This window comes from Chryseobacterium sp. CFS15 (assembly GCF_031118795.1).
Lineage (GTDB): Bacteria > Bacteroidota > Bacteroidia > Flavobacteriales > Weeksellaceae > Chryseobacterium > Chryseobacterium indoltheticum.
In genome coordinates this window covers 429,362-443,333 of record NZ_JAVHYL010000001.1, presented here as the reverse complement: position 1 = coordinate 443,333, position 13,972 = coordinate 429,362, and the positions used below count along the sequence as shown (strand labels likewise).

The 13,972-nt window shown below is 33.0% G+C and carries 11 protein-coding genes; 5 read left to right on the top strand and 6 right to left on the bottom strand.

Translation table 11 applies throughout. From position 1 onward, the window contains the following. Window positions 1-122: 122 nt before the first annotated feature. Window positions 123-1,301 (top strand): aminotransferase class V-fold PLP-dependent enzyme, encoded by a 1,179-nt coding sequence (locus tag OH814_RS02165; RefSeq protein WP_308826924.1) that lies wholly within the window; start codon window positions 123-125, stop codon window positions 1,299-1,301. 164 nt (window positions 1,302-1,465) lie between these two features. Then, complete coding sequence (locus tag OH814_RS02160; protein WP_308826923.1) at window positions 1,466-3,868, top strand: prolyl oligopeptidase family serine peptidase; 2,403 nt, start codon at window positions 1,466-1,468, stop codon at window positions 3,866-3,868. Between the two features lie 77 nt (window positions 3,869-3,945). Here the strand turns inward: OH814_RS02160 and OH814_RS02155 are convergent, their stop codons facing one another. Beyond that, window positions 3,946-4,338, bottom strand: coding sequence for a helix-turn-helix transcriptional regulator (locus tag OH814_RS02155; RefSeq protein ID WP_308826922.1), 393 nt, complete (start codon window positions 4,336-4,338; stop codon window positions 3,946-3,948). Window positions 4,339-4,449: 111 nt separating this feature from the next. On the opposite strand from OH814_RS02155, the gene OH814_RS02150 reads away from it, so the two are divergent. Continuing rightward, window positions 4,450-6,075 carry a hypothetical protein gene (locus OH814_RS02150; protein WP_308826921.1) on the top strand — a complete coding sequence of 542 codons (1,626 nt, stop codon included), beginning with the start codon at window positions 4,450-4,452 and terminating at the stop codon, window positions 6,073-6,075. Further along, the gene (locus OH814_RS02145) at window positions 6,063-6,518 is read left to right on the top strand and encodes a hypothetical protein (protein WP_308826920.1); all 456 of its coding nucleotides are present in this window, start codon (window positions 6,063-6,065) and stop codon (window positions 6,516-6,518) included. Before OH814_RS02150 ends, OH814_RS02145 begins: the two co-directional genes overlap by 13 nt. 506 nt (window positions 6,519-7,024) lie before the next feature. Here OH814_RS02145 and OH814_RS02140 read toward each other — a convergent pair. The 5 genes from OH814_RS02140 to OH814_RS02120 all read right to left on the bottom strand — a co-directional run bounded on the left by OH814_RS02140 (window position 7,025) and on the right by OH814_RS02120 (window position 12,288). Further along, on the bottom strand, window positions 7,025-8,389 hold the full coding sequence (locus OH814_RS02140; RefSeq protein ID WP_308826919.1) for an MATE family efflux transporter: 1,365 nt from the start codon (window positions 8,387-8,389) through the stop codon (window positions 7,025-7,027). A 69-nt stretch (window positions 8,390-8,458) separates the two neighbouring features. Continuing rightward, complete coding sequence (locus OH814_RS02135; RefSeq protein ID WP_076558474.1) at window positions 8,459-9,643, bottom strand: sigma-54 dependent transcriptional regulator; 1,185 nt, start codon at window positions 9,641-9,643, stop codon at window positions 8,459-8,461. A gap of 56 nt (window positions 9,644-9,699) precedes the next feature. Continuing rightward, window positions 9,700-10,359 carry a YggS family pyridoxal phosphate-dependent enzyme gene (locus OH814_RS02130; protein ID WP_308826918.1) on the bottom strand — a complete coding sequence of 220 codons (660 nt, stop codon included), beginning with the start codon at window positions 10,357-10,359 and terminating at the stop codon, window positions 9,700-9,702. Window positions 10,360-10,578: 219 nt separating this feature from the next. Next, the gene (locus OH814_RS02125; protein WP_308826917.1) at window positions 10,579-11,442 is read right to left on the bottom strand and encodes a polysaccharide deacetylase family protein; all 864 of its coding nucleotides are present in this window, start codon (window positions 11,440-11,442) and stop codon (window positions 10,579-10,581) included. Window positions 11,443-11,556: 114 nt separating this feature from the next. Then, the gene (locus OH814_RS02120; protein ID WP_308826916.1) at window positions 11,557-12,288 is read right to left on the bottom strand and encodes a DUF72 domain-containing protein; all 732 of its coding nucleotides are present in this window, start codon (window positions 12,286-12,288) and stop codon (window positions 11,557-11,559) included. Between the two features lie 417 nt (window positions 12,289-12,705). Here OH814_RS02120 and OH814_RS02115 point away from each other — a divergent pair, with 417 nt between their 5' ends. Beyond that, window positions 12,706-13,944 (top strand): DUF4331 family protein, encoded by a 1,239-nt coding sequence (locus OH814_RS02115; RefSeq protein ID WP_308826915.1) that lies wholly within the window; start codon window positions 12,706-12,708, stop codon window positions 13,942-13,944. Window positions 13,945-13,972 lie beyond the last annotated feature (28 nt).

Below are 13,972 nucleotides of genomic sequence, written 5' to 3'. Positions count from 1 at the left end.
TCTAGGCAAAGATTTTAATATTAGATTCATGCAAATAGATCTAGATTCCTATGGATTGACAAAGTTGGCGGATAAGAAGTGTAAATAAATTACAGCACAATCATTCAAATTAAATGTAAAAAATGAATACAGATAAAATAAGACAGGAAATAAGAGGTTTATCAGACGGAAAATTATTCTTCAATAATGCTGGTTCTTCGTTAATGCCAAACACTGTAGTAGACTCAATGATCGATTATTTGCGACAGGAAGAACAGTTGGGAGGTTATGAAGTGGCCAATAGAAATGCAGAATTACTTGATAATTTCTATGCCGAAACTGCAAGACTGATCAATTGTAAACCTTCAAATATCGCTTTTATGACAAGTGCTACAGAAGCATTTGCGAAAGCGCTTTCGAGTATTATTTTTGAAGAAGGAGATACGATTATTACAACAGTTGATGATTATATTTCTAATCAGATTACATTTATTTCGCTTCAGAAAAGACTGAATATAAACTTACTCCGAATTAAAAAACTGGAGAATAACGAACTGGATTTGGAAGATCTTGAAAACTTAATCAAAGAACATCATCCGAAACTGGTTGCAGTCACACATATTCCGACCAATTCAGGATTGATTCAGGATATTGAAGCAGTAGGAAAAATCTGCCGACAATATGATGTTTTATATTTGGCAGATTGTTGTCAATCGGTCGGACAAATGGTTGTTGATGTCGATAAAATTGGTTGTGATTTTTTAACGGCAACAGGAAGAAAGTTTATGAGAGGACCAAGAGGAAGTGGTTTTTTATATGTTTCAGACAGGGTTTTAGAGCAAGATTATGCTCCGATTTTGTTGGATATGAGAGGCGCACATTGGTCGGAATACGATAATTACGAATTGTTTAAGACGGCTAAAAGATTTGAGCATTGGGAAGTTTCTTACGCTGCAGTTTTAGGGATGATGGAAGCTGTAAAATATGCCAATACGATTGGTCTGAATACTATCGAAAATTACAACAGAAAATTAGCTGAAACGCTTAGAACAAATCTTAAAAACAGTGGTTTTAAAGTTTTAGATATCGGACAAAACCTGAGCAGTATTGTAACTTTCTGCGGACCGGATAATGATCTGGAAAATATACAGAAAGTGTTGAGAGAACATAATGTTTTCTTTTCGGTAAGCTATAAAAATTCAGCATTAATTGACTTTACGGATAAAAAAGTTGATGGTGCAGTAAGACTTTCACCTCATTATTTTAATACTTTAGAAGAAGTCGAAAAAGCTTCTGAAGTCCTTAGAAATAGTTTATCATAAGTAAATTATTTTGTCTTCGCTGAGTGAAACGCCTTTGAGAATTTAAGAATATCGAACTGCACAAAGAAAAACCTTTGCGCACTTTACGCTAAAATTTTGGATTATTATGATGCATCAAAAACTTTAATTACTTTTCATTAAATTCGTAAAAAATCAAAAAGATAATGAAGATTAAATTAACTATCTGTCTTCTTGCGTTTCTTAATTTCTATGAAGCCCAGGAAAATATAACGTATCAGAAACCGTCTGCCGAAATTTTAAAGCTTGCAGATTACGACCGACCACCAAGTGTTTTGACCAATTCTAAAAAGGACTGGGTTGTTTTTGTATACCGGCCAACCTATAAAACGTTAGATGATCTCAATCAGCAGGAAATGAAATTGGGAGGATTAAGAATTAATCCTGTGACCAATATTTCGAGCTCTGTTACGTATTCCAACAATTTGAAAGTGCGTAAAATGAACGATAAAACGGAAGTTCAGGTTAAAAATTTGCCTGCAAATCCGAAGATCAGCAATACGTCATTTTCGCCGGACGAGAAAAAACTAGCTTTTACACATACTACAGATAAAGGAGTTGAACTTTGGGTCGTTGATCTTGAAACGGCAACCGCAAAAAAAGTCACTAAAGATAATCTGAATGCCAATTTAGGAAGTCCTTACAGCTGGATGAAAGATTCTCAGAGCTTCCTGATTAAAGTTCTTCCCGAAAACAGAGCCAAACTAACAGATTCTTCAAAAGACCTTCCTACAGGGCCAATTGTTTCAACAGCAGATGGAAAAGTTTCTCAAAACAGAACATATCAGGATTTACTTAAAAATCCACAGGATGAGAAGAATTTTGAAATTCTTACTGCTTCCGAATTATATAATGTAGATCTAAACGGAGGCTTAAAAAAGATAAAAGATCAGGATTTATATTCAGGAATAAGCTATTCTCCAGATGGAAATTATCTGATGCTGACTACGATTAAAAAGCCTTTTTCATACATCGTTCCGCTAAACAGATTTCCAATGACCACTACGGTTTATGATGCAAAAGGAAATATAGTAAAAACGGTGAATGAAGTTCCTTTAAATGAAATTATGCCGAAAGGATTTTCATCAGTAAGAACCGGAAAAAGAGATATGGGGTGGAGATCTGATCAGCCTGCAACCCTGGTTTACGCTGAAGCTCTGGATGGAGGAGATCAGTCGAAAACTGTTGATTTCAGAGATGAAGTTTTCACTTGGGAAGCTCCGTTTACGGCTCAGCCAAAATCTTTCTTTAAAACAAAACAAAGATATGGTGGTGTAAGCTGGACAAACAATCATTATGCTATCGTTGGTGAAAGCTGGTACGATACAAGAAACACAAAATCTTATTTAGTTGATTTAAATACAGGTAAATCTGAAGTCATAGAAGATAGAAATTACCAGGATGTTTACAGTGATCCAGGAAATTTTAACACGACAAAAAATGACTTCGGAAGATATGTTGTAGATATGAAAGGGGAGAAATCTTATCTAATTGGAGATGGCTTTACAAAAGATGGTCAGCATCCTTTCATCGATGAGATGGATATGAAATCTTTGAAAAAGAAAAGACTTTATACCTCAAATCTTAAAAATGCCAAAGAGGAAATAATTGATATTATTGATCCTAAAAAAGGAGAAGTATTGACGATTCAGCAGTCGGCAAGTCAGTATCCTAATTATTTTAAGAAAAATATTAAATCTAATAAATCGGAAGCGGTAACCAATTTTGCCAATCCTTTTGAAAGCATCAAAGATGTTTATAAAGAAGTGATTACCTACAAAAGAAATGACGGAGTTACTTTGACAGGAACGCTTTATTTACCTGCAAACTACGATAGAAAAGCTAAAAAAGAAAAACTTCCGTTATTAATCTGGGCTTATCCTACAGAATATAAAGACAAGAATACAGCAGGACAAAATACTCAGAACCCGAACGATTTTACATTCCCGTATTACGGTTCTTTTGTGTATTGGACGGCGAAAGGATATGCCGTACTTGATGATGCTGCATTCCCAATTATCGGTGAGGGAAAAACAGAGCCGAATGATACTTTCATTCCCCAACTGGTTGCCAACGGAAAAGCTGCGATTGATGCTGTAGATAAATTAGGATATATCGACAGAACAAAAGTGGCAGTTGGAGGGCACTCTTACGGAGCTTTTATGACGGCGAATCTTTTGACACACTCTAAAGATTATGCTTGCGGAATTGCAAGAAGTGGAGCTTATAACAGAACGTTGACGCCTTTTGGTTTCCAGAGTGAGCAGAGAAATTATTGGGATGTTCCGGAAATTTACAACACGATGTCGCCATTTATGAATGCCGATAAAATGAAAACGCCAATGTTATTGGTTCATGGTGATGCCGACAATAATCCAGGAACTTTTACTTTGCAGACCGAAAGATATTTTCAGGCTTTGAAAAACCTCGGAGCGCCTGTGAAAATGGTTCTTCTTCCAAAAGAATCTCATGGCTATGCTGCCAAAGAAAATATTCTGCATTTGCTTTGGGAACAAGATCAGTTCTTGGAAAAATGTTTGAAGAAATAAATGATAAAACCTCGCTTGAATAAGCGAGGTTCTTGTTTATTGCTGATCAGGCAAAATATAAAACATAAAAAATGATTTTATTTTTTCAAATTATTGATGATATCCTGTAGCTGGTCTATCATCTTATCTTTATCTTTTAGGCGCTCTTCATACAAAGATTCTATCTTTTCTGTTTTGTCCTTATTTTCCTGATATAGATTTTGAATTTCTTGATGTCCTACTGAAGCATCATAAAAATTTTGTTGATTATAAATATTGTTAGGATTTACATCTAAAAGTTCATAAACTGGAGTTTCTAAAATTTCAGCAATCTGATACAATCTGTCTACCGTGAGCTTGGTTTCGTTCTTTTCGATTTTACTATATGCAGCTTGGCTAATGTGAAGTTCATTTGCCATATTTTCATGGGAAAAGCCTTTCTTCTTGCGATATTCTTTTATTTTTTCAATAATGACTTCCATCGTTTCCATAACTAAAAATTGTAATTATTACTACAAAAGTAATAATTTTTTCGAAAAAGTTATGTGATTACTAGAAAAAATGTTTTATTATTGTATTCTTAAATCATAAAACACACAAATATGAAAAAAATTAATTTCCTAATGTTTTTCGCATTAGTTTCTCTATTATCGCAATGCAGAACTGAATTCGATTCTACAACAGATAATTCTTTACTTAATACTACCCTTAAGCCTGACTCCACCGGAATGTACAGGATGGAAGATGTTCCTATATTCAAAAATTATTTAAAGAAAAACTCGCCAGATACCTATCTTAAAAATGATAATAATACTGGAATTTATGAAAATAATAGACTTGTTGATGTCATTAATAAAAATGAAAGAGTCTCATATAGTACTCTTGTGAAAAAAGAAAATAATGTTTATCAGATATGGGTTTATACAGTTGGGAAAAATGAGTCTTTTTTCATTGCAGAATATGTTTCTTCAGTTTCTTTCGAATATTTTGAATTGGCAAAATTTACTGGTATAGTTGAGTACAAGGCTATGGATGGAGAACTACTGGGAACTGAAAATTTTGAAAATGGCAGACCTGTAAAAAATGTTTTAAATAAAGCGGTCTGCGGTGCCATAACAACTCCCATTTCTTGTATTGAAGGATTGCATTTTGGGAATGAGCCATGTGCATGGGCAGGAACTTCGAGTGCTGCATACTATGAAACTGAAATTATAAGATGTAAAAATTATCAAAATACAATTTATAATGATGGTGGAGCTGGTTATGGCTCTTCAGGAGGCGGAACTAATCCGGCTTATCATTTACCTGCCCCTCAAGCACTTAATTATATGCTTGCACAGATTGGTATGCCTTCATTAAATTCTCAACAGTTTAGTTACGTAAAGAATAATATTCCAATTGCGGAAAGACTCAGAACCTTTTTCTTTACAGATCAAACAGTTAACGGGTCTAATTTCTTATATTGGGGAATTGATTTCCTTAGACAAAACCCTTCTGTAACTTGGCCACTATTTGAAAATTGGTTTATAATAAATCCTATACTAAACAACACTCTACAGAACGAACTATTTGAAGATTGGGCTGATCCCAATAGAGTGAAACCAACAAGCAGATTTAAAAACCATACAAAACTTAATGGTATTTATAATAAAATTAAAACAGCTGCAAATTTTAAACAATATCTTGAAAATTTTGAACCTACTTTTTCTGTGGCGCATTTAATGTTCGATCTTGACGCTACTCAGAATCCAAATGCACTAGCAGAAACTAATCCTCCAAGTAATTATTGGATAAAAATTATATTTAATAAAAATAAAGATTGGGAAAATACTCCTAAAGCAGTAATTGCTGATACTTTTATGCACGAAATGATTCATGCGGAAATTTATAGAAAATTAATTTCACTTGCCTCTACCAATGGAAATATTGATGTAAATAAAATAACGGCTGATCTTTTGCAACATAATTATCCAGGACTTTTTGACTATTATGTTAGATTTACTAAGGGTGATGCTGATGCACAACATCAATTGATGGCAGCGCATTACGTAAATATTATGGTCAATTTTTTAAAACAGGTTTATGGAAGTCAATACACGGATATTGAATATAGAACAATCGTTTGGATGGGAATGCAAGATACTAAAGCATGGAATTTATTACCTGAGGTTGACAGAAAATTATATATTAAAACATGGAATGAAAATTATTGGTCATGGGAAAAATAGTAATACTAATATGTTTTTTAATTTGTCAGATAAATTTAAAATCACAAATTATTAAAATAGAGAAAACAGACTCATTTAAATTAGGCAAATTGAAGGAGTTTAAAGAAGATGGAGTTATTTTTAATAGAAACGAATATAATCTAATTATTTATAATAAAGATAATATTAATTTCAATAAAAAACATGGATATATATATCAGGAGCTTGCTGGTGGAAGAACATATTGTGAAAAATGTAAAAAAGAAGTTTACTATTTCAGAGTAAAAAAAACAAATTCTAAACCGAGTAAAAATATTACTGAAGTATATAGCTTTAATAAGCTATTTAAACTTCCGAGACAAAAAAATAATATCTTTAGCTCAATACAAAATTTTAATCTTAGTGAAGGTTATTTTCTAATAAATGGTGATTTTTATAAAAACTTGGGAACAGCTATAGAATGATATAACAGTTAAGGCGTGAAGTTATAGCCTAAGTTAAAGAACCATGAAATTAAAGCTCACTCAACCAAAACAATTTATAAACGGAGAAAGGATGGCTTTTTGAGAATGTACTTTTTATAGATTATAATAAGGGAAAAGAGATAAATTAGAACATCAAAAAGCTATTTTAAAAAAGGTTAACATACATATAAATACTACTTTGTAGATCATATCTTCAGAACAATAAGAGATTAATTTTTAGATCTTTATATTTTTAAACCGCAGAAATTCTGCGGTTTACTATTTAGTCTAATGCATTTAGTAAAATCTCTTCGAGGATTATAACAAAATCTCCCGTCGACTTATACAAATCCACAGGAGCTTTTAGAAAATGCAGGCGTGCAATTTTGAAAAGCTCGCCTACTTTTTTAAAATTGTTTACTTAGCTTTTCAATCTTTGAAAATAATTATTTTGATCCTAAAACGGCAGCTAAATAAAAAAAGCGATCCAAAGACCGCTTTCACTATTATATTTTGTTTGATTTAATTCTTCGGGCAGACATATCGAGAAAACGCTTAACCAGCATAAATGCTGAAATCGTTAATCCCAATCCAAGTGCAATCCACATTCCGAAAGCACCCATTTCTAAGGTTACACAAAGGAAATATCCTAAAGGAATTGTAATCAGCCAATAGGCAATAAATGTAATGATTGACGGAATTTTCACATCCTGTAAACCTCTCAACATTCCTAAAGCTGTCACCTGAATTCCATCAGAAAGCTGGAATAATGCTGCAATAATCATTAGTTTTGATGCTAACATAATTACTTCTACTTCTTCGGGTTTTGTAAAAAATGTAGGTAAAATATTTCTTCCTAAAATAAATATAACTCCACAGAAACACATAAATAGAAAGGCAATTTTTAAATTGTTGATTCCTATTTTTCTTAATTCCACAAAATTTTGTTCACCCAATTTTCTACCGATCATAACCGTTGAAGCGACACTGAAACCGATACATAAATTAAAGGTAAATGATGCCATACTTAAAGCGATCTGGTGTGAAGCAATATCGTGCGATGAAATTAATCCGCAGATAAACGCTGCTCCTGCAAAAGCGGTTACTTCAAAAAACATCTGCAATGCAGTCGGGAAGCCTAATCTTACCATTTTTTCAAACATTTTCTTAGAAAAAACCTGCATTTTTAATGAAAAATCTTTGATGTACTGTTTGGTTTTTGGTTCTTTCATTAAAACAAAATAAAGAAAGACAACCATAAAAATTCTGGCGATTAAACTTGCCAAGGCAGAACCTTTTACACCCATTTCAGGGAAAATCCAAATTCCTTCAATTAATACGTAATTCAGTACAATATTAATCACATTGGCGATAATGGTAGCTTTAGTCACTCCAATCGTATATGATAATCCTTCAGAAACTTCTCTCAAAGTCTGAAATGCCATAAACGGAACAATGCTGATGGCCATAATCCATAAAAAATCTACGGTATCAGGAATAATTTTTGCCGGCTGACCAGAGTGATAGAGTAGAGGTAATCCCAAAAATAAGATAATCATCAGAATAATTCCGACTGACATATTGATGATAAAACCGTGACTGAAAACAGAATTAATGGTTTTGTGGTCATTTTTTGAATGTGCCTCAGAAACCAATGGCGGGATGGCAAAAGAAAAACCAAGCGCCAAAACAAACATCGAGAAAAATACGGCATTCCCCAAAGATACCGATGCCAAAGCGTCTGCTCCCAAGAGTTTACCTACAATGATATTATCAAAAAGGTTGACAGACACCTGCCCAACCTGCGTAAGCATTACCGGAAGAGCCAGCGTTAAGGCTTCTTTCGTGTAATTTTTATTTAAAAAGCTCATAATAGTTCAAAAAAAATTTGCAGTATAGTTACTGCAAATTTTTATAATGTATTTTAATTAATAATTAAATTATTTTCTAACAAAACTTGCAACATCCTCTTCGGAAACCGTAGCTCCTCCAAGAATAATTAATCTTTCAACAACATTTCTCAGCTCTCTGATATTTCCCGTCCATGAAAGTGCTTTTAATGCATCAATCGCAGAATCATCAAATTTTTTCAACGCAGTACCGTGTTCATCAGCAATCAGTCCCGAAAAGTGATTCACCAAAAGGTTGATATCTTCTTTTCTGTCATCCAAAGGCGGTACATATATTTCAATTACAGAAAGTCTGTGATACAAATCTTCTCTGAATCTACCAGCCTCAATCTCTGTCTGCATATTTTTATTGGTTGCTGCCAAAACTCTCACATCAACTTTGATTTCTTTGTCGCTTCCTACCGGAGAAACTTTGCTTTCCTGTAGTGCTCTCAAAACTTTTGCCTGTGCAATTAAGCTCATGTCTCCAATTTCGTCTAAGAAAATAGTTCCGCCGTTTGCCTGCTCAAATTTCCCTTGCTTATCTTTGATTGCTCCTGTAAATGATCCTTTTACGTGACCAAAAAGTTCAGATTCAATCAATTCAGAAGGTATTGCCGCACAGTTTACTTCCACCATTGGTCCCCTAGATCTTTCACTTAGATTGTGAATAGCATGCGCTACCAATTCTTTTCCTGCTCCATTGGGTCCGGTAATTAAAACTCTCGCATCAGAAACAGCTACTTTTTCAATCATTTCCTGAATTTTCTTTAAAGCCGCAGATTCACCAATCATTTGGTATTTTTTGTTGACTTTCTTTTTCAGGGTTTTATTTTCGGTCTGAAGATTTTTATTTTCTTTTTTTAATGTTTCTTTCACCAAAGCGTTCTTCACACTTGTAATCAATCTATTGATATCAATTGGTTTAGAAATAAAATCGTATGCCCCGTCCTTTAAGCAAGAAACTGCAGAATCGATGTCGGCGTGCCCGGAAATCATGATAAAAGTGGATTCTGGCTTTAGAGCTAAACTTTGCTTTAAAAGCTCAGTTCCTGAAAGTTTTGGCATTTTGATGTCTGAGATCACCAATGCGAAATCTTCTTTCTCTATTTGTTTATAGCCTTCCAAACCATCGTCGGCAATGACAAATTCATAGTCAGTTAGTTCATCCGAAAGGATACTGTGAAGTACTCCGGAGATTGCTTTTTCGTCTTCTACAATAAGGATTTTTTGCATAGTTGCAAATTTAAGTATTTTTTGCTTGAGTATTAGCAAAAATCATTCCCAAAAGTCTATTTTGAGTAATCTCTTCGCCCAAAAATTGAAGAACCTACGCGTACAGAATTGGCACCACACTCAATAGCAATAGGGAAGTCATCACTCATTCCCATTGATAACGTTTCGAGTTTTTTGATCTGGCTTAGTTCATCAAACAGATTTTTTAAAACTGAAAATTCTTTTTTGATTTGATTTTCATCTTCGGTGAAAGTTGCCATTCCCATCAATCCTGTGATTGCAATATTTTCGAATTCTCCGTTGACAAATTTTTCAAATAAAGGTTTGGCTTCTTCTATTTCCAACCCGAATTTTGTATCTTCTTCGGCAATTTTCACCTGAAGTAGAACTTTTATTGTACGGTTGTACTTTCCGGCTTCTTTATTAATTTCTTTCAGAAGCTTTTCAGAATCTACACTTTGAATGGTGTCAACAAATTCGGCAATATATTTAACCTTATTAGTCTGAAGATGCCCGATGATATGCCATTGAATATCTTTCGGAAGGAGAGGGTATTTCTCAACCAATTCCTGAACTTTATTTTCACCAAAAACTTTCTGCCCCAAATCGTAAACCTCCTGAATAGCAGAAGTGGGATGCGTTTTTGAAACTGCAACCAATTCTACATTTTCCGGAAGACGGCTTTTTATATCGTTGTAATTTTCCTGAATACTCATAATTGCAAATTTCTGAATTTTAAATATGAAAAGCGAATGAAATTTAAATTTAGTTGATTGTTGTTAGTTTCTGGATTTTAAAGTTGCTTGAAAGGTTTATTGTAAAAAAACTTCCACTCCGCTCAGCATGACATGGGTTCAAATAAACTTTGATAAGACAGTTATTATTAAAGATGTCATGCTGAACGAAGTCGAAGCATATATTATAAGTGAAAAATATTAATTCAAAATCTCATTGATCTTAGGATAAGCCGAGACTTTTCTGAAAACAAACCGGTTTGATTTCTGTAATTTTTCTATAAAAAAATCCAGCTCGTTAATCGAATCTGAATCGTTAAGATATTGATCGTGGGTAAGCAGAACCAAATGTCTTGGTGTTTTTTCTAGATCATTAAAGAAAATGCTGTCTACTTTTTTTAGCATCGCTTCATGATTTCCTTTTAAAGTCATTTTATTGGTCGGTTTCCATTCCAGATCCCAACCTATTACCTTGTAGCCTGCTTTTTTTAATCTGTTTGCTGCTTCAGAAGAACTTTTAATATCGGTAACATTAATATTATTAAGCCTCCAAATATTTCTTCCGGGTGTTCTTGCAATTTTCCCGGGAAGTTTTAAGCTGTCTTTGGCAATATTAAAATCATTAACGACTGCCTCAGGATTTTTGTAAAAATCTGAATACCTGTTGTGAGCGTGAGTATGACTGTGATTGGCAAGCTCAATCAAATGGTCTCTTCTCATCTTTTCGAAATCTTCTTTTTGTCTTTTACTGTCTGATGCATGTTTTCCTACAACAAAAGCCGTTGCACAAACATTTCTTTTGTGTAATATTTTTAATAGATTTTCAGTGCCACGATTGGGGCCATCGTCGAAGGTAAGGTAGATTACTCTTTTATCGGTGGGTACATTCTCATCATCTATTTGAGCGACTTTTGCGACGGGAGGCAGTTTGGTAAGAATTTTTTCGGTTTCTTTTACTTCAGTTTTCTGATTGCATCCTGTAAATAATGTTGATGTTACAGTCAATACTGTAACCATCCTTAGAAAAGTCTTATTGATAGACTTTTCCGCAAAAGTTTTTTTCATAAAGATTAATGGGAATTAAATTGTTAAAAAATGTTAATTTTTACAAATTTTAGTTAACAAAGGTAATGCCAATTTTCCTATAAATATCACTTTTTAAGGATTTTTTAATTAAAATTATTTATCTAAATATTTTTTAAGCTGAATAGCATTTTTGATCGCTGCATTTCCCCAGGTATTATTAAAAAATACAAAACCTTTTTTTCCTGATTTTAAGATGTTTTCACTTAAAGATTTTATTTCATCTTCCGAATATTCAGATTTATAGAGTATAGGTTTTCCGTGAAGTCGGTAATAGAATAATTCAGGGTGATTGACGATGAAATTGTCAGGAAGATTCCCAGGAAAACTTACTCCGGAAAAGATGATGTTTTTTGAACTTAAAACGTTGTAAATTTCTTCACGCCACCAAGTTTCATGACGGAATTCAATAACATTTAAATACTTAAAATCTACATTATTTAAAATTAAATCCAGATTCTCTTCTGTATTTTTAAACGATGGCGGAAACTGATACAGAAATCCTGATAGCTTTTTACCTAAGTTATTTTGAATATGCAAACAGAATTCTGCAATTTCCTCTTTGCAATCTTTCAATCGTTTTTCGTGAGAGATCGTTTTAGGAATTTTAATAAAAAATCGAAAATCATCAGGCGTTTCGCCAAACCATTTTTGGAGTGTTTTTGCAGTTGGTTTTCTGTAAAATGTGGAATTAATCTCAACAGCATTAAATTCCTTCGAATATAAAACTAAAAAGTCTTTACTTTTGGCATCTTCCGGGTATAGCGAACCTTTCCAGTCGTTATTGTAGAATCCTGAACAGCCGATATAGAGATTTCCTTTTTTCATAGTTTACTTAGAGTTTTAGGTTGTTGATTTATTTATGTTCAAATAAATTATTATTTGCTTTAAAATCAATTATTTACCTGAAATAGTCAAACGTTCAATAAAATAATCCGTACATTTAGAAATGTCAAACAAAAACACTTATGATAAAAAAATTCAAAATTGCTTCTATTAATGTACTTTAGAGAGATTTGGGTTCCTTTATTAAATATTTAAAATAATAAAATCAAATCTTTTATATCGGAGCATCTCTACAAAATTTATTTAGATCCTATTACTACGCTGAACTAAATATTTCTAAATCGTCAACTTACTGTTTACACAAAGCGTTTAAAGTTATTTTCTTTGAAAGATTATAATAAAATAAATATACATCATTATAGTATATTTTAAAATAGCACATTACTAAAATTATAAAATATGAAAATTTTGAAAAAAAGTCTATTCTTATTATTTGTGCCTGTTGCTCTTGTTCTTTCGACATCAGGACATCATTTTGAAACTGATCTTGCGAAACAATATCCTCAAATGGATTTAACGGATTTATTTGTTTTCGAATCGAATCAACCTAATAAAACTGTTTTCCTTTTGGATACAAATCCACAATCAAGAAAAGATAGTTTTAATTTTGCCCCAAATGGAATTTATAAATTTCATGTAGCCAATAATAAAGCTTTTACTGAAGGACAAACTTTTAGTTTTACTTTTAAGGACAATAAAGTGCAATTTTATTGGGATGGAAATCCTGAAAACGAATTAAGTCAGACCGGTACGCTTATAGCACAAGGTCCTGTAAATCGTATTTTGGAACTCAACAACGGTATTAAAATCTGGACAGGAACTACCCAAGATAATTTTCAGGGAAATGCCGTAGGAGCCGAGCTTTTCAAGCATAAAGTACTAGACGAAGGCGTATATGACTTATCTGCCTTTGATGTAGGAGAAAAAGGGAATTATTTTGGAATAGGAAAATCTTCGGTTATAGTTTTTGAGGTTCCTAATGAGCTTTTATCAGATAATATATTTTATTATGCATCCACTGCTTTTGAGGAAGAGGCTAATCATTGGCATCAGGTAAATCATATCGCCAATGTATTATTTCCCCATTTTTACATGGGCTACGACAACAAATTGAGAAGTAAATACGGTTCTCAAGGAGCGGTGGAAGATGATGAAATAAAGCAAAATGTTATCAATAATCTCACTAAATATGTTACGACTGCTGGAATTCAAAAAGATCCAAAAGCCTATGTAGCAAAATTGACGGAGCGCGTTTATCCCGACGTAGTTCCTTATGAAGTGGGCACTAAAGCGTCTTATACGGTAGATAAATTTAACGGAAGACCATTGCTTGATGATGCGATGAATGTATCTTTAGGACTTTTGGTGGGTTCCGAAACTGCTTTAGACGATCAGGTGAGTATAAAGCCCGAAAGATATCAACCAAACTTTCCGTTTACCATTCCAATTGATGATGATTATTTAAAAGCTTCACAAAAATCGGTTACGATAAATGTAGAAAATCAAATCGGAACCGAAAAAAAGAATACTCAAAATACAAAAACTCCTCAAACTCCTATTAATAATTGGATATATTATATTGTAGGTGGTTTGTTTATCGTATTGCTTATCTATTTTTTTACAAGAAAAAAGAAATAATATAAAATATTTTAATAGCTAAATTAAC